This is a genomic window from Pseudooceanicola atlanticus (genome assembly GCF_000768315.1).
GTDB classification, from domain to species: Bacteria; Pseudomonadota; Alphaproteobacteria; order Rhodobacterales; family Rhodobacteraceae; genus Pseudooceanicola; species Pseudooceanicola atlanticus.
In genome coordinates, this window is the sequence record NZ_AQQX01000001.1 from 354,509 (window position 1) to 370,916 (window position 16,408).

The window sequence follows — 16,408 nt, forward strand, 5'->3', positions numbered from 1 at the left end:
AACTCAAGAGGGCCCGATGGAACGGACAGGCGCGCAAATTCTGGTGGATCAGCTTCTGGTGCAGGGGGTGGAGCGTGCCACCTGCGTGCCGGGGGAAAGTTATCTCAGCGTTCTGGATGCGCTGCTCGATTCGGGCGTCGATCTTCTGACCTGCCGGCAGGAGGGGGGCGCGGCCATGATGGCCGAGGCCTATGGCAAGATGACCGGCAAGCCCGGCATCTGCTTCGTCACCCGCGGCCCCGGCGCGACCAATGCCGCGGCGGGGGTTCACGTGGCGATGCAGGACAGCACGCCGATGATCCTCTTCGTCGGCCAGATCGGTCGCGCGATGAAATATCGCGAGGCATTTCAGGAGCTTGATTACGGTGCCGTCTTTGGCACCATGTGCAAGTGGGCGTTCGAGATCGACGATGCCGCGCGCATTCCCGAACTGGTGACCCGTGCCTTCCGCGTCGCCACCCAGGGGCGCCCCGGCCCGGTGGTCGTCGCGCTGCCCGAAGACATGCTGAGCGACCTGGCCGATGTCCCCGATGGTGGCCAGGCACGGCCCATCCAAATCGCGCCCTCGGCAGAGGCCGTCAGTGACCTGGCAGATCGACTGGCGCGCGCGGAACGACCGGTGGCGATCCTGGGGGATGGCGCATGGCAGGGGCCGGCGCGCGAGGCGATGATCGCCTTTGCCGAACGTCATGCCCTGCCCGTCGCGGTGGAGTTCCGGCGGGGCGGTGCCTTCCCCGCGGATCATCCGAATTATGTCGGCGACCTCAGCATCGGGGCGAACCCCAAGCTGTTGAAAGGCATAAAGGAAGCGGACCTCGTCCTGATGCTGGGTGGGCGCCTGTCCGAAAGCCCGTCGCAAAATTACACGCTGCTGGGGATCGGGGCGCAGGATGACCGCCTTGTGCATCTCCATGCGGATCCGGAGGAGATCGGCCGCGTCTACCAGCCCGGTCTGGGCCTCGTGGGGACGGCGCGCGGGTTCATCGACGCGGTCTCTGACCTGCCCGGTCCCAACCGGCAGAGCGGCTGGGTCGGAGAGCTGCGGCAGGCCTATCTCGACTGGTCACAGGACCCGTTGCCACTGCCGGGCAAGTTCCAGATGGGAGACGTCGTCTGCTGGCTGCGCGACACGCTGGGCCCGGATGCCGCGATCACAAACGGGGCGGGCAATTTCGCCACCTGGATCAACCGCCACTACCGGTTCCGCGACCATGGCACGCAGCTGGCGCCGACCTCCGGCTCCATGGGATATGGCTTGCCGGCAGCGGTCATGGCCAAGCGCCAGATGCCGGACCGTGACGTGGTCTGCGTGGCCGGTGACGGCGATATCATGATGACGGTTCAGGAGCTCGCCACTGCTGTTCAGTTCGATATCCCCCTGATTTTGCTGGTGATTGACAACAGCATGTTCGGCACGATCCGGATGCATCAGGAACGCGAATTCCCCGGCCGCGTCTCGGCCACAGCGCTGAAGAACCCCGATTTCGCCGCCATGGCCCGGTCCTTTGGCGCGCATGGGGATACGGTCGAGGACAGCGCCGATTTCGCCACCGCCTTCGAGCGTGCGAAGGCCAGCGGCAAGCCCGCGCTGATCCATTGCCAGCTCGACCCCGAGGCGCTGACCATCGCCAAGACGCTGAGCGAAATCCGCGCGGAGGCCAGCAAGTGATCCCCGTCTTCGATGGCCATAACGACCTGTTATTAAAGATGTCCTTGGGCCGGATCACGGCCGAGGACGTGCGCGACGGGCATACGCTGGGCCAGATCGACATCCCCCGTGCCAGGGCCGGGGGATGGGCCGGTGGGTTCTTTGCGCTCTATGTTCCGACGCCGGGGGTGGCGGGGATGGATATCTCGGCCATGCAGCAGAACCGCTATGACCTGCCGCTGCCGCCGGCGGTGGATCACGACCACGCGGTGGAGCGGGTGAAGGTCGGGATCGAGCATTTCCAGACCCTGTGCGACATGGGGCTTCTGATGCGCTGCACCGATGCGGATGCGCTGGAAAAAGCCATTCACGATCAACCTCTTGCTGCCGTTCTGCACATGGAAGGGGCCGAAGCGATCGGGCCGGATTTCGCAGAACTGGACTGGCTCTACGATGCGGGCCTGCGGTCGCTCGGCCCGGTCTGGAGCCGTCCGACCGCCTATGGCCATGGCGTGCCGTTCCGCTACCCGTCGGATTCCGATATCGGGCCGGGGCTGACGGAGGCCGGGAAAGCCCTCGTGAAAGAGTGTAACCGTCGGAAAATAATGGTGGATTTGAGCCACCTGAACATGGCGGGCCTGCGCGATATCGCCGAGATCTCGGACGCGCCGCTGGTGGCCACCCATTCCAATGCCCATGCGGTCACGCCCTCCGCGCGGAACCTGTCGGACGAGGAACTGCGCCTGATCGCAGAGAGCGGCGGCATGGTCGGGATCAACTTCGGCACCTGCTTCCTGCGGCCCGACGGCAAGTTCGTCGAAGAAAGCCCGGTTGAAAATTTGTTGAGCCATCTCGACCACTTGCTGAGCATTCTGGGCGAGGATGGCGTCGGTTTCGGGTCCGATTTCGATGGTGCGCGGGTGCCGGACTGGATGTCCGATGTGGGCGGCATGGTGCCGCTGCGCGAGGCGCTCGAAGACCACGGGATCGGCACCGATCTGATGGAGAAACTGTGCTGGCGGAACTGGGTGCGGGTGCTGCGGCAGACCTGGGCCTGAGCAGGGTCCGACCCTGTCGCCCGATCTGCCAAGCCGTTGATTTTCCGCGTCGGTATTACGTCGGTATCACATCGGTATTGCGTCGGTGCAAATGCCGGTCCAACGGATCCGGCCTCTGGAACCGCTAGGCCCGCCACGGCGGATCATGCTAAGACCACCCGGACGCGCAAAGACCGGAGCGAACCTTGACCAAGACCGTCACTGTCCTGAACGGGCCGAACCTGAACCTGCTGGGCAAGCGCCAGCCGGAGATCTATGGCCACGACACCCTGGCCGATGTCGAAACCCTGTGCCGGGACACCGCCGCGCCCTTCGGGCTGGAGGTCGCGTTCCACCAGTCGAACCACGAGGGCGAGATCGTCGAACAGGTCCACGCAGCGCGGGAGAGCTCGGCCGGGATCATCATCAACCCGGCGGCCTATACGCATACTTCTGTCGCGATCCTCGATGCGCTGAACACGTTCGAGGGACCGGTGATCGAGGTTCACATTTCCAACGTGCACAAGCGCGAGAGTTTCCGCCACCATTCCTACGTCTCGTTCCGCGCCGATGCGGTGATCGCGGGCTGCGGGGTGGAGGGCTATGCCCTGGCCATGCGGCGCATGGCGTCGCTGCTGGCGGATTGAGATCACGACAATCGGGGAGGACAGGATGGAACTGCCGAAGAACCGCTTCAAGGCGGCGTTGAAAGAGGGCCGGCATCAGCTGGGCATCTGGAATTCGATCAGTGGATCGACCGTGCCGGAGGCGATGGCCGCCACCGGCTTTGACTGGGTGCTGATCGACACCGAACACGCCATGACCGAGGCGCACCAGGTGCAGCCCGCCTTGCAGGCGATTGCCGGTTACCCTGAGGTGTCGGCCATCGTGCGTCCGGTGTCGAACGACCCCGCCTATATCAAGCGGTACCTGGATATGGGCGCGCAGACCCTGATGATCCCTTACGTGCAGAATGTGGAAGAGGCCCGCGCGGCCGTGACCGCGATGCGCTATCCGCCCAACGGGATGCGCGGCATGGCGGGTGCGGTGCGGGCCGGGCGGTTCGGGCTGATCCCCGATTACCTGAAGCGCGCCGAGGAAGAGCTTTGCCTGATCGTGCAGGTGGAAACCATCCAGGCGATGGAACAGCTGGAAGATATCGCGAGCGTCGACGGGGTTGATGGCGTGTTCATCGGCCCGGCGGACCTGTCGGGGTCGATGGGGCATCCGGGCGACCAGGGCCACCCTGAGGTCATCGCGGCGATCGAGGATGCCTTCACCCGGCTCAAGGCCATCGGTGTGCCGTCGGGCATCCTGACGCTGAACGAGGATTTCGCCCGCCGACTGATGGAACTGGGGGCCGGGTTCACGGCGGTGGGGCTGGATCTGACCTCGATGATGCGGGATGTGCGCGGGTTGAAGGCGCGGTTTTCGGACGGATGAGGGACGGGCTGCAACGGCTGGCCCGACCTTGTCGTGCGATATCAAGAGGCGCTGATCGCGGAGGTCGCCACCGGGCGGGGTGTGAGGTCTGTCGATGCTGTCTCGCCCGGCAGTGACGCCGAGCGCGGCCCGCCCTCAGTCGATGGAGAACAGCGACACGATCACCTGCTGCGCCTTGCGGGCGCCGGTGCCGACAAAGAGCGTGCGGTTCACCCATTCATAGCGGGCATCGCCGGTTTCGAGCCGGCACTGGGTGCGCATGTAATATTCCGATTGCGGCACGTCCTCGCCGGCGGCGAGGCGGGCGATGACATCGGGCGTGCCGTGGCGATAGCCGTAATTGATCACCTCGATCACCGCGCCGTCATCGGTTTCCATCGCGTAGCGGGTGTCGAGCTGTGCGACGCCATTGCCCCAGATCGTCTGCCAATCCGCCCCGAGGTCGAGCAGACGACCGTTGAGGCGCGGGCCCACGACCTCTCCGCCGCGGATGCGGATGATGCGGCGCTGACCGGCGCGGCCCGGCCCCATCTCCATGATCGGGTCGAGGGTGACGCGCAGGTCGCAGACATGGCTGAGGCCCGGGGCGGGGAATTCGGCGGTCATGGGGCTGCTCAGTCCGTCTTGCAGAACAGGCGGTAGAGCAGGTTGATGACCTCGGAGGTGTGTTCGTTGGCGAGCCGGTAATAGACCGTCTTGCCCTCGCGCCGGGTGGCGACGAAGCCCTCTTCGCGCAGGCGGGCCAGCATCTGGCTGACCGCGGCTTGGCGCATGTCGAGAAGCTCTTCCAGCTCTCCGACGGATTTCTCTCCGCTGCCGAGATGGCACAGGATCATCAGCCGCCCTTCATGGGCGAGGGTCTTGAGAAAGGCCGCGGCGGAATGGGCATTGGCTTCCATTTCGGCGGGCGGCACGGGCGCATGTACTTCAGCCAAGGGCATCAATTCCTGACAAGTTTTCCGGAAGGTAACACTTTCGTGTGGTTTTGGCGAGATTATCACTCATCCCTCGGTGCGCCGCCCTCGAAGAGGTTCGGTTTCGCGTAGTCGCAGGGCGCTTCCTGCATCGAAAGGTGCAGATCGGTGCCGGTATAGGGATGCGCGCGGGCCAGCGCCTCGTCGACCTCGATCCCAAGGCCGGGGGTGGTGGGGGGCGGGACATGCCCGTCCTCGACCCGGATCGCGCCCTTGATCAGGGCGTCGTGGAAGGGGGTTTCGATAGTTTCGATCATCAGCAGGTTCGGACAGGTCGCGGCAAGGTGGACATTGGCGGCCCATTCGACCGGCCCGGCATAGAGATGCGGGGCGATCTGGGCGCCGGCGGCTTCGGCCAGGGTGGCGATCTTCTTGCCCTCCCACAGCCCGCCGGCGCGGCCCAGGGCGGGTTGCAGGATGCGGACCCCGGCGCGGAGGAGGGCGGCGAATTCGGGCTTGGTCGTCAGTCGTTCGCCGGCCGAAACAGGGATATGGGTATTGCGCGCGACATATTCAATAGCTGCGATATCATCCGGCGGCACCGGTTCCTCGAACCAGAGCGGGTCGTGGGGGGCGATGGCGCGGGCCATGCGCAGGGCGCCGTCGGGGGTGAACTGGCCATGGGTGCCGAAGAGCAGGTCGGCCCGGGTGCCGACAGCGGCGCGGATGGCGGCGCAGAACCGGGCGGAGCGGTCGATGTCGGACAGGGCGGGCATGTGGCCGCCGCGGATCGTGTAGGGGCCGGCGGGGTCGAACTTGACCGCCGTGTAACCGCGCGCCACCAGGTCGCGGGCGCTGTCGGCGGCCATGTCGGGATCGGCCCAGAAGTCGGGCAGGGGATGGCCGGGCAGGGGATAGAGGTAGGAATAGGCGCGCAGGCGGTCGTTCATCCGGCCGCCCATCAGCGCCCAGACGGGGCGGTCGCGGTCCTTGCCGAGGATGTCCCAGCAGGCGATCTCGAGCCCGGAAAACGCGCCCATGACGGTCAGGTCGGGGCGTTGCGTGAACCCGGCGGAATAGGCGCGGCGGAACATCAACTCGATATTCTCGGGGCTTTCGCCGGCCATGTGGCGGTCAAAGACGTCGCGGATGACGTGGGTCATCGCCTCGGGTCCGACGGAGGCGGCGTAGCATTCCCCCCAGCCGGTGATCCCGGTATCGGTCGTGACCTTAACCAGGATCCAGTAGCGCCCGCCCCAGCCCGGAGCGGGCGGGGCGGTCACGACGATATCGAGCGTGTCGAGCTTCACTTGAGCATGATGACGTTCCGGCGCGCGGCACCGGACTTGGTATCCTCGATCGCGTCGTTGATCTGGTCGAGCGTCCAGCGGCCCGAGATCAGCTCGTCCAGCTTCAGGCGGCCCTGCTGGTACATGTCGACGATCCACGGAATGTCGCGCTTGATGACCATGTCACCCATCTTGGAGCCGACGATGCCCTGGCCCTGGTTGGCCATGATGAGCGGCGAATAAGTCGACACCTTGTCGCCATGCGGCATGCCGACCATGACGACCTTGCCGCCCCAGCCCAGGTAGCGGGGCGCCTGGTCGTAGACCTGCGCGACACCGACGGTGACCAGCACCGCGTCGGCACCACGGCCGAGGATCTTCTTGACCTCGGACCAGGGCTTGCCCTCGGCGAGGACGGTATCGGTCGCGCCGAATTCCTTTGCGACCTCCAGCTTGTCTTCCAGCATGTCGACGGCGACGATGCGGCGGGCACCGGCGATGCGGGCGCCCTGGATGGCGTTCAGGCCGACGCCGCCGGCACCGATCACCACGACGTCCTGCCCGACCTCGATATCGGCGGCAAAGACGGCTGCGCCGACACCGGTGATCACCCCGCAGGAGATCAGCGCGGCGCTGTCCTTGGGCATGTCCTCGGGGATGACGCAGAGCTGCGACTGATCGACGACGACCTTTTCGGCGAAGGCGCCGGTGGCCATCGCCTTGAAGACGGGTTCATCGCCCATGGCGATCGGGCTCTGGCCCAGGTTGTCGACCGGGGTTTCGCAGATCGTCGGCTTACCGGACTGACAGGTGGTGCAATGGCCGCAGGCATGGATCAGGGTCACGCAGACGCTGTCGCCTTCCTTGATGCCGACGACATTTTCGCCGACCGCGGTCACGACGCCTGCCGCTTCGTGCCCGTAGACCGCCGGAAGCGATCCGCCGAAGCCGCCCTGCCAGTAGGAGATGTCGGAATGGCAGATCGCCACGGCATGCAGGTCGACCTCGACCTCGCCGGTCTGCGGCTTGCGCAGCTCGACCTCTTCTACGGTCAGCGGCGTATTGAACTCACGGCAGACGGCCGCACGAATCTTTCCCATGGAATCCTCCCTCTGGACGGTTTGACCCTGAACTGTCGGGCGCACCTTATGCGAGGATTTTCTTCAATTCCACCTGTCGGAATCAAATTTCGCAACTTGTCGCAGCATTAGGCCGAGGCCGCCCTGGCCGCGAAGGCACGGGCCTGATCGGGGGCGTCGCCCATCTGCCGGGACAGATCGAAGATGTCGTCGGTGTCGATGTCGGGATAGGCCGCGCGGGTCGCATCGGCTAGGTGCGCGCCGGTTTGCTGGACCTCGAGGCAGAGGCGCTTGACCTCGGCCTGGGCCTCGGGGCGGGGCATGTGCGCGGCCAGGCGGAAGCTGAGCGCTTCGGCATGGATCAGGCCCTGGCCACCCTCGAAGGCGCGCAGCATGGCCTGCGGGTCCGGTGCGAGGCCGGGGGCTAGGCTGCGCGCGGTCTGAACGGCGGTGGCGGCAGAGAGGCAAAGCTGCGGCAAGGTCATCCATTCGGTGAACCACGCGGCGCCGTCGCGTTCCTGCCGTGCCAGGCCGGTGCCCTGAAGCGTGGCGTTCAGCCCGATCACCTGCCGCGCGGTGGCGACCATGACCGAGGGCTGCACCGGGTTCTGCTTCTGCGGCATGGTCGAAGACCCGCCGGACGCGCCAAGGCGGATTTCCCCGATGCCGGACTGGGCCATGGCGATCAGGTCTTCGCCCATCTTGCCGATGGCCGTGGCAACGCGGGTCAGCCAGTCGGCGATGCGCAGGATCGGGCCGCGATCCGCGTGCCAGGACCGGCCCGGATCCGCCAGCCCCAACCCATCGGCCAGCGCGGCCCGCAGGGGGCCGGCCTGTTCGCCCCAGACCCCGCCAGTGCCCGCTGCGCCGGAGAGTGAGACGAGTAAATTCTTGGATCTCAGATCATCCAGTTCTGACAGAAGTGACAGAAGTGGGTTGCCCCAGCCCGCCACGACCGACCCGAAACTGACCGGGGTCGCGTATTGCCCGTAGGTGCGCCCTGCCATGGTCGTGTCGGCATGCTGGTCTGCCAGTTTGCCGAGATCGGAGAGCGTCGCGCGCAGCCCATCCTCGACCAGCGAGAGCAATTGGCGCAGGCGCAGCATCAGCCCTGTATCGACGATATCCTGAGAGGTCGCGCCCCAATGCAGGTATTGCGCATGTTCGGGGCCCTTCATTTCCTCGCGGAAGGCGGCGACGAGGCCGGGGACCGGCACGCCGTTCTTGGCCGCCGCATTGCCCAGCCCGCCCGCGTCGATCACGATTTCCAGCGTCGCGCGGTGGATCGCGGCGGCGCTGATTTCGGGGATGATGCCAAGCGCGCCCTGCGCCTTGGCCAGCGCGCCCTCGACGATGAGCATCGCGCGGACCTCGGCGCTGTCGGTGAACAGGCGGGAGGCCTCACCGGCATCGAAGAGCTTGTGATAGATGACGCTGTCGTGGACGGAACCGGGCATCAGCCCTCCTTGGCAATCTGGTCGATGAGCGCGGTCAGCGCCTTGGCCTCGGACAGGAAGGGCGAATGGCCCGTGTCCAGGTCGTGGATGTTCCGCGCGGGCAGGTTGGCGGCCAGGCGGGTCTGGTCGATGGCAGGGATCACCAGGTCCTGCTGGCAGCGGATATAGGATTTGGGCAGGGCGTCGAACGCCGCCCCCAGCTTGATCCGGTCGCGATGCGGGCCGGAGGGTTCGGCGCAGATCTGGGGCAGCGCCCAGGCCATCTGCTCCTCGGTCGCGCCGTTATAGAGCTTGGGCCCCGCGCCGTCGGTGTCGAAGCAATAGCCCAGCCGGTTCTCGGTGCGGGTGATCGGCAGGGTGGCGCGGTCGCCTTCGAGGGCCTGCATCATCTCGCCCAGGCTGTCGCCGTCGCGCGGCAGAAGGGCGGCCACGTAGACCAGGTGCTGCACCTTGTCCGGAGCGGCCTGCGCGGCGGCCGAGATCGACAGCCCCCCGGCAGAATGGCCCACCAGCACGGCGGGGCCGTCCAGCGCGGCCAGGATCGTGTCGGCCTGATCGGCGAGGGTCAGGCCGCCCGCATCGTCGGGCACCCCGCGGCCGGGCATGTCGAGGGCGCGCACGCGATGACCCCGGGCTTCGAGCCCGGGGATCACGTCGCGCCAGCACCAGGCACCGTGACAGGCGCCGTGGACCAGGATGATGTCGCTCATTCAGATATCCAGAAATACCGTTTCATTTTCGCCCTGAAGGACAACGTTGAAGGCATACTGGCCCTCGCCGGTCTTCTTTGCAATCAGGGTCTCGACGCGGTTTTTCTGTTCGATCCGGTTCAGCAGAGGGTCGGCGCTGTTGTCCTCGTCCTCGAAATAGATGCGGGACTGGAGGCCGACATTGATCCCCCGCGCCACGATCCAGATCGAGATATGGGGCGCCTGCATCACGCCGCCGCGGGCGGGCACGGCACCGGGTTTGACGGTGCGCAGGGTGAACTTGCCGGTCTCGGCATCGGCGGCGAACCGGCAGAAGCCGTTGACCGCCGGATCGGCGCCGTCGGAGCCGGGGAATTTGCCCGCGGCATCGGCCTGCCAGCTTTCCAGCATCGCGTCGCGCAGCGCCCAGCCGGTGCCGTCGATGACCTCTCCGGTGATCTCGATGATCTCGCCCTTGGCGCCGTCGGCAATCGGGCTTTCGCCGATCTCCTGGTCATAGGCGCCGGCATTTCCCGCATAGGTCGGCATGCAGCCGATATGCACGTAGGGACCCGCCGTCTGGGAGGGCGTTTCGATCAGGGTGTCGAGTTTCTGGACCATATCACATCCCCTCCAGCTTGTTTTCGAACATGGTCTGGCGGCGGCCGCGCAGTACGATGTCGAACTTGTAGGCCAGGAAATCCAGCGGCCGCGATTTCGAGAAATCGAGCGGCGCGACCAGCGTATCCAGCTGCGAGCGGTCCTTGATCGTCGCGGCAATCGGGCAGTGATTGATCAGCGGATCGCCCTCGAAATACATCTGCGAGATCAGGCGCTGGCCAAAGCTGTGCCCGAAGATCGAGAAGTGGATATGCATCGGCCGCCAGTCATTCGCCCGGTTGGGCCAGGGATAGGCGCCGGGGCGGATCGTCAGGAACTCGTAATAGCCGTTTTCGTCGGTGATCGTGCGCCCGCAGCCGCCGAAGTTCGGGTCGAGCGGGGCAAAGTAGGTGTCCTTCTTGTGGCGATAGCGCCCGCCTGCATTGGCCTGCCAGATCTCGACCAGCGTGTCGGGCACGGGGCGGCCGTTTTCATCCAGCACACGACCATGAACGAGGATACGTTCGCCGACGGCCGGAGATTTGCCGCGGGTCCAGTTCATGATCAGGTTGTTGTCCCATTCGCCCAGCAGGGAATGGCCGAAACGGGGGCCTGTTTCCTCGGACGGGGTGGATTCCATCGACAGGAGCGACCAGCGCGGGCTGCGCGGCACGGAGGTCTTGTAGTCGATGTCATAGGCGGGCGGATGTGCATCCCGGTTGCGCGGGATCAGCGGTCCGTGGTCGGTGTCACTCATCGCCTTGGTCCTCCAGTTCGGCATAGATTTGGCGGGCCAGCTTGAACGCGTGGTTCGCGCGGGGCACGCCGGCATAGATCGCGACGTGGTGCAGCACCTCGCGGATATCGTCGGGGGTGGCGCCGGTGTTCACCGTGGCGCGCAGGTGCAGTTCGAATTCCTCGAAATTGCCGAGACCCGCGAGCAGGGCGAGGGTCAGCATCGAGCGTTCCCGCTTGGTGATCGCGTCCGACGACCAGACGGTGCCCCAGGCGCCTTCGGTGATCAGGTCGATGAAGCCCGAATTGAAATCGTCCGAGCTGCCCTGCGACTTGTTCACATGGGCCTCGCCCAATACGGCGCGGCGGGTGGCCTCTCCGGCCTTGCGGCGGTCAGACATGGCCTGTCTCCTTGATGAAATCGGTGAGGATGCGGGCATAGCCCTCCGGGTCCTCGACGCAGGGCAGGTGGCCCGCGCCGCGCATCAGTGCAAAGCGCGACCCGGGCACCAGGTCGATGGTTTCGCGCACCAGGTCGGGCGGCGTCGCGCCGTCTTCGGATCCGGCGATGCCCTGCACGGGCAGGCGCAGACCGGACGTCGGCGTATAGAAATCCGTCCCGGCAATGGCGGCGCAGCAGCCGGTATAGCCATCGACCGTCTGCTGGACGAGCATCGACCGCCAGGCATGCAGTTCCGGCTTGGCGCGGAACTTCTTGGAAAACCACCGCTCCATGACCGTATCTGCCATGGGTTCGATCCCGCCCGCCCGGGCGGCGGCGATCCGTTCGTGCCACATGTCGGCGGTGCCGATCTTGGCGGCGGAGTTCGAGATCACCAGCGCGCGCACCTGGTCCATCCGCTTGACCGAAAGGCCCTGGCCGATCATGCCGCCGATGGACAGCCCGACAAACAGCGCGTCCTTGACGCCCAGATGGTCGAGCAACTGTTCGGCATCGCGCACCAGCATGCCCATGGAATAGGGCGCCTTGCTTGCCTGGGTCAGGCCATGGCCGCGCTTGTCGTAGCGGATCAGGCGTAGCCCGGCGGGCAACAGCGGCAGCACCTTGTCCCAGAGCCGCAGATCGGTGCCTAGGGAATTGGCGAAGACGACGGGCGCGCCATCCGGATCGCCTTCGTCGGTGTAGTGGACATGCAGCCCGTCAAGTTCCGCTATACGCATCAGTATGGAAGTCCCACATAATTTTCGGCCATGGCTTTCTGCGCGGTGTCGCTGTCACGCAGGAACGCGAGCTCTGCCTGCTGCATCTTCAGGTCGAATTCGGTCTGGTCGGGGAAACGGTGCAGCAGCGTGGTCATCCACCAGCTGAAACGTTCCGCCTTCCAGATGCGCAGCAGGGCGCGTTCGGAATAATGGTCGATCCCTGCGGAGGATTTGTCGAGGTAATAATCCTTCAACCCCTCGAAGAGGTAGTGAATGTCACTGGCCGCGGTGTTCAGCCCCTTGGCGCCGGTCGGTGGCACGATATGGGCCGCGTCGCCGCACAGGAACAACCGGCCCCACCGCATCGGTTCGGTCACGAAGGACCGCAGCGGGGCGATGGATTTCTCGATGGACGGGCCGGTGACCAGCTTGTCCGCGGCCTCTTCTGGGATGCGGCGTTTCAGCTCTTCCCAGAAGGCGTCGTCGGACCATTGCTCGGGCGTGTCGGTCAGCGGGCATTGCACGTAATAGCGCGACAGTGACGCGTTCCGCATCGAACACAGCGCGAAGCCGCGCGGCGAATTGGCGTAGATCAGTTCGTCGTCGACGGGGGGCGTTTCCGACAGGATGCCGAGCCAACCGAACGGGTAGACCTTTTCGTATTCTTTGCGGACGGTGTCGGGGATCGTCTGGCGCGACACGCCGTGGAACCCGTCGCATCCGGCGATGAAATCGCAATCCACCCGGCCGTCCTGCCCGTCGGTGCGGTAGGTGACGTATGGGTGGTCGGTGTCGACATCGTGGATCGTCACGTCCTCGGCGTTGAAGAGGATCGAGCCGCCCGTCGCCTCGCGCGCATCGTAGAGGTCGCGGGTCACCTCGGTCTGGCCGTAGACGGTGACATGCGTGCCGGTATGCTTGGCAAAGTCTATGCGGAAGGCTTCGTTGTTGGCCGCGATCAGCGTGCCGTCATGGATGAACCCTTCGGCCTCCATGCGGTCAGCGACGCCGGCCTCGCGCATGAGGCCGACAAGGCCCTGTTCCAGCACGCCGGCGCGGATGCGACCCAGGACGTAGTCGCGGGTCTTACGCTCCAGAACGACCGAGTCGATCCCGGCCTTGTGCAAAAGCTGAGACAGCAGCAGCCCCGAAGGCCCGCCGCCGATGATGGCAACCTGTGTGCGCATGGAATCCTCCCTGTTGGGGCGGAGAATGACGCATTATAGTTGTCGATGTCAATTAGTTTCAGATGTGTCTTTTCAGGTAGCGGGGCGGCGCTTGAGGAGGTGGGTGATCTGGTAGGTCACCACGATCTCACCCTGTTGATTTTCAACGGAATAGTCGATCACCACGCGGCCCCGGTCGGGGCGCGAGGCCGACGGCGTGGCGCTGGTGACGGTGCCCGTCACGGTCAGCGCATCGCCCGGACGCACCGGTTTCAGCCAGCGGATCGCATCCATGCCGGGCGAGCCCATCGAAGCCTCGTTGAAGACATTGGCGCGCAGGGTCTGGGCAAAGGCGATGGCCACGGTCTGCAACCCGCTGGCGATGATCCCGCCATAGATGGAGGCCGCCGCGGCCTCCGGATCGATATGGAAGGGCTGCGGATCGTAGATGCGGGCGTAGTCCATGATCTCGGCCTCGGTCAGTCGATACGGTTCCGTCTGGAACTGGTAGCCGGGCGTGAGGTCGTCGAAGAACATCAGGCGACGTCCGCGTGGGAAATCAGCGAGCGCGAGAACATCATCGGGTCGACGTTGCCGCCCGAGATCACGACGATCACCGCGTCGCCGCTGATCTCGTTCTTGCGGTTCAGCGCGGCGGCCAGCGCGACGGCGCCGCCCGGTTCCGCCACCAGCTTGAGCCGCAGGAAGGCCTGCGCCATCGCGTTGAGCGCTTCGTCATCGCTGACCGACAGGCCGGGACCGCACAGCCGCTGCATGATCGGGAAGGTCAGATCGCCGGGCTGCGGCGTGACGATGGCATCGCAGATCGAGCCATCCATCCGGTTGTTGCGCGAGATTGAACCGGCCGAGAGCGAGCGGGCGACATCGTCGAAATGCTCGGGCTCTACCGGGCGGACGCGCAGGCCGGGGGCCTTCTGTTCCAGCGCCAGTGCGATACCGGAGGTCAGGCCGCCACCACCGCAACAGACCAGAACGTCGGCCTCTTCGATGCCAAGCTCGGCCGCCTGGGCGGCGATTTCCAACCCGACGGTGCCCTGGCCGGCGATCACGTGAGGGTCGTCATAGGGTTTGACCAGCGTCAGGTTCAGATCGGTGGCCAGGGCCAGGCCTTTTTCCTCGCGATCCTCGGTCGCACGATCATAGAGCACCACGCGGGCGCCCAATGCCTTGGTGTTGTTGCGCTTCAGCTGAGGCGCGTCCGCGGGCATCAGGATCACCGCCGGGGCACCGTGCTGGGCCGCCGACCAGGCGACGCCCTGGGCGTGGTTGCCCGAGGAATAGGCCATCACCCCGGATTTGCGGACCGCCGGGTCCATTGCCGACAGGGCCGACCAGGCGCCGCGCGCCTTGAAGCTGCCGGTATGCTGCAGGCATTCCGGTTTGATATAGACCTTGCGCCCCGCGATCTTGTCGATGAACGGAGAGTTCACCATCGGGGTGTGCCGGATATGTCCGTTGGCGCGCTCTGCCGCCGCTTCGATCATGTCGTAGTTCATGCCATCGCCTCCATCCAGCTGCGCAGGGCAGCAAGCGATTCAGGTTCGTCGAGAAAGGGAATATGCCCGCGATTCGGGACTTCGGCGACGATCATGCCGGGATGTCGTTGACACATCCTTTCAACCGCCCCCGCGCTGAGAAGATCGGAATTCATGCCGCGGATCACCGCCACGGGCAGGTCGGCCAGCGTGTCGAAAAGCGGCCAGAGATCGGGAGAGGGCGCCTCCATCACTGCTGCCACCGCGTCGCGGAGCCTGGGATCGTAATTGATCTTCAGCCCCTCGGGCGTTTCGGTCGCGGTATGGGTGACGTCCTTGCGCCATCGTTCCAGCGGCACGCCGGGGAATTGCGGCAGGTCCAGCCGCGCCTTGGCGGCCTCGTCGAACGTGGCGAAGGGCGGGTTCTTGCCCAGGTAGCCCATGATCGCCGACAACCCGCCGGTTTCGATCTCGGGCCCGACATCGTTCAGGGCGACGCCGCGCAGGCGGTCGGGCACCGTGGCCCCCATCACCATGGCGATCATCCCGCCGCGGGAGGTGCCCAGCACTCCGACCCTGTCCACGCCCAGGTGATCCAGCAATTCGACCGCATCGCGCGCCTCGACCGGGACCGCGTAGGTCGCCGGGTCCGCATGATCCGACAGGCCGCGGCCCCGGTAATCCATGCGGATCAGGCGGGCGCCGGCAAGGTGCGGGGCCACGTAGTCGAAATCCCTTGAATTGCGGGTCAGACCGGACAGGCAGAGGATGGGGAGGCCGTCGCCTTCGTCTTCATAGTAAAGCGATATTCCGTCGGACGTCTGAAAGTTGGGCACTAAATTTCCTTGAGATTTGAAACATCGGAAAGATCCGAAACCACTAGTGAAGGCCGGCCGGGCATGCGGTCGACGGGATCGCCGCGCCGATTGACCCATACGGTGAAAAACCCATAGGCGGAGGCCGCGGCGGCATCCCACCCATTGGAACTGGCAAACAGGACCTGCGACGGGTCGGTGTCGAACCGTGCGCCCACAAGATCGTAAACCGCAGAGGCCGGTTTGAAGACCCCAACGCTTTCGACCGACAGCACATCGTCCAGCAACGCGCCGATCCCGGCCGAGTTTACAGCACCTTCCAGCATCTTGGGAGAGCCATTGGACAGAATGGCGGTTTTCATCCCACGGTTGCGCAGGTCGCGCAGCATGTCGGGCACTTCGGGATAGGCGTCGAGTTCGAAGTAGAGTTGGAGCAGCCGCTCTCGCAGGTCCGGATCGGATTGGCCGCAGGCCTCCATTGCCCAGTCGAGCCCGTCCTGGGTCACGGTCCAGAAATCCGTGTGATCGCCCGTTATCGCCCTGAGCCAGCTGTATTCCAGTTGTTTGCGCCGCCATGCCTCGGCCAGGTCCGGCCAGACAGCCGCGAACGCCTCCCGCCCCGGCTCCTGCGCGGCGATCCGTGCGGCTGCATTGACATCGAACAATGTGCCATAGGCATCAAAAATACACGTTGTGATGCTCATATCCCTACCCTTGCGTGAACATAAGCACCGTTTTTATCATGAGAAAAGCGAAAGCTGATGCGACCCGGCGTCTTAAGGTGATAAGTAAAGTAGTTTGCCTTTCTGGGGCGGTTCGAGGGCGGCGGGTGCGGGCGCACAGCCTTTCTGAAAAATGTCGTGGTTTCCGGGCTAT

General features: G+C 65.4%; 19 protein-coding genes. 4 read left to right on the plus strand and 15 right to left on the minus strand.

The features are described from left to right. Positions 1 to 16: 16 nt before the first annotated feature. The 4 genes from ATO9_RS01700 to ATO9_RS01715 all read left to right on the plus strand — a co-directional run bounded on the left by ATO9_RS01700 (position 17) and on the right by ATO9_RS01715 (position 4,128). Complete coding sequence (locus tag ATO9_RS01700; RefSeq protein WP_043744187.1) at positions 17 to 1,669, plus strand: thiamine pyrophosphate-binding protein; 1,653 nt, start codon at positions 17 to 19, stop codon at positions 1,667 to 1,669. Further along, positions 1,666 to 2,706: a dipeptidase gene (locus ATO9_RS01705; RefSeq protein WP_043744190.1), complete on the plus strand. Its 1,041-nt coding sequence runs from the start codon at positions 1,666 to 1,668 to the stop codon at positions 2,704 to 2,706. Before ATO9_RS01700 ends, ATO9_RS01705 begins: the two co-directional genes overlap by 4 nt. 185 nt (positions 2,707 to 2,891) lie before the next feature. After that, positions 2,892 to 3,332: a type II 3-dehydroquinate dehydratase gene (gene aroQ / locus ATO9_RS01710; protein ID WP_043744193.1), complete on the plus strand. Its 441-nt coding sequence runs from the start codon at positions 2,892 to 2,894 to the stop codon at positions 3,330 to 3,332. A gap of 25 nt (positions 3,333 to 3,357) precedes the next feature. After that, entirely contained in the window at positions 3,358 to 4,128 is a 771-nt protein-coding gene (locus tag ATO9_RS01715) for an HpcH/HpaI aldolase family protein (protein ID WP_043744197.1), read from the plus strand. A gap of 135 nt (positions 4,129 to 4,263) precedes the next feature. On the opposite strand, the gene ATO9_RS01720 is transcribed toward ATO9_RS01715, so the two are convergent. From ATO9_RS01720 to ATO9_RS01790, 15 genes are all read right to left on the minus strand, one after another. After that, positions 4,264 to 4,734 carry a DUF3237 domain-containing protein gene (locus ATO9_RS01720; RefSeq protein WP_043744200.1) on the minus strand — a complete coding sequence of 157 codons (471 nt, stop codon included), beginning with the start codon at positions 4,732 to 4,734 and terminating at the stop codon, positions 4,264 to 4,266. An 8-nt stretch (positions 4,735 to 4,742) separates the two neighbouring features. After that, positions 4,743 to 5,027: an ArsR/SmtB family transcription factor gene (locus ATO9_RS01725; protein ID WP_052418097.1), complete on the minus strand. Its 285-nt coding sequence runs from the start codon at positions 5,025 to 5,027 to the stop codon at positions 4,743 to 4,745. Positions 5,028 to 5,125: 98 nt separating this feature from the next. Continuing rightward, positions 5,126 to 6,352 (minus strand): mandelate racemase/muconate lactonizing enzyme family protein, encoded by a 1,227-nt coding sequence (locus ATO9_RS01730; RefSeq protein WP_043744205.1) that lies wholly within the window; start codon positions 6,350 to 6,352, stop codon positions 5,126 to 5,128. After that, positions 6,349 to 7,431, minus strand: a complete 1,083-nt coding sequence (locus ATO9_RS01735) for a Zn-dependent alcohol dehydrogenase (protein ID WP_043744207.1) — start codon at positions 7,429 to 7,431, stop codon at positions 6,349 to 6,351. The genes ATO9_RS01730 and ATO9_RS01735 overlap by 4 nt, the downstream gene beginning before the upstream one ends. Before the next feature lie 107 nt (positions 7,432 to 7,538). Then, complete coding sequence (locus ATO9_RS01740; protein WP_043744210.1) at positions 7,539 to 8,867, minus strand: lyase family protein; 1,329 nt, start codon at positions 8,865 to 8,867, stop codon at positions 7,539 to 7,541. Beyond that, positions 8,867 to 9,577, minus strand: coding sequence for an alpha/beta fold hydrolase (locus ATO9_RS01745; RefSeq protein WP_043744213.1), 711 nt, complete (start codon positions 9,575 to 9,577; stop codon positions 8,867 to 8,869). Before ATO9_RS01745 ends, ATO9_RS01740 begins: the two co-directional genes overlap by 1 nt. Next, complete coding sequence (pcaG, locus tag ATO9_RS01750; RefSeq protein ID WP_043744215.1) at positions 9,578 to 10,177, minus strand: protocatechuate 3,4-dioxygenase subunit alpha; 600 nt, start codon at positions 10,175 to 10,177, stop codon at positions 9,578 to 9,580. A 1-nt stretch (position 10,178) separates the two neighbouring features. Next, on the minus strand, positions 10,179 to 10,913 hold the full coding sequence (gene pcaH, locus ATO9_RS01755; RefSeq protein WP_043744219.1) for a protocatechuate 3,4-dioxygenase subunit beta: 735 nt from the start codon (positions 10,911 to 10,913) through the stop codon (positions 10,179 to 10,181). After that, the gene (gene pcaC, locus ATO9_RS01760) at positions 10,906 to 11,292 is read right to left on the minus strand and encodes a 4-carboxymuconolactone decarboxylase (RefSeq protein WP_043744223.1); all 387 of its coding nucleotides are present in this window, start codon (positions 11,290 to 11,292) and stop codon (positions 10,906 to 10,908) included. Before pcaC ends, pcaH begins: the two co-directional genes overlap by 8 nt. Further along, entirely contained in the window at positions 11,285 to 12,073 is a 789-nt protein-coding gene (gene pcaD, locus ATO9_RS01765) for a 3-oxoadipate enol-lactonase (RefSeq protein ID WP_043744226.1), read from the minus strand. The genes pcaC and pcaD overlap by 8 nt, the downstream gene beginning before the upstream one ends. Then, entirely contained in the window at positions 12,073 to 13,242 is a 1,170-nt protein-coding gene (gene pobA / locus ATO9_RS01770; protein WP_043744229.1) for a 4-hydroxybenzoate 3-monooxygenase, read from the minus strand. Before pobA ends, pcaD begins: the two co-directional genes overlap by 1 nt. 72 nt (positions 13,243 to 13,314) lie before the next feature. Then, positions 13,315 to 13,758, minus strand: coding sequence for a MaoC family dehydratase (locus tag ATO9_RS01775; RefSeq protein ID WP_043744232.1), 444 nt, complete (start codon positions 13,756 to 13,758; stop codon positions 13,315 to 13,317). Beyond that, positions 13,758 to 14,738: a threonine ammonia-lyase gene (locus ATO9_RS01780; RefSeq protein ID WP_043744235.1), complete on the minus strand. Its 981-nt coding sequence runs from the start codon at positions 14,736 to 14,738 to the stop codon at positions 13,758 to 13,760. The genes ATO9_RS01775 and ATO9_RS01780 overlap by 1 nt, the downstream gene beginning before the upstream one ends. After that, a complete protein-coding gene (locus tag ATO9_RS01785; RefSeq protein ID WP_043744238.1) occupies positions 14,735 to 15,553 on the minus strand; it encodes an alpha/beta fold hydrolase in 819 nt (272 codons plus the stop codon). Before ATO9_RS01785 ends, ATO9_RS01780 begins: the two co-directional genes overlap by 4 nt. Beyond that, the gene (locus ATO9_RS01790) at positions 15,553 to 16,236 is read right to left on the minus strand and encodes a haloacid dehalogenase type II (protein WP_043744242.1); all 684 of its coding nucleotides are present in this window, start codon (positions 16,234 to 16,236) and stop codon (positions 15,553 to 15,555) included. Before ATO9_RS01790 ends, ATO9_RS01785 begins: the two co-directional genes overlap by 1 nt. Positions 16,237 to 16,408: the final 172 nt, after the last annotated feature.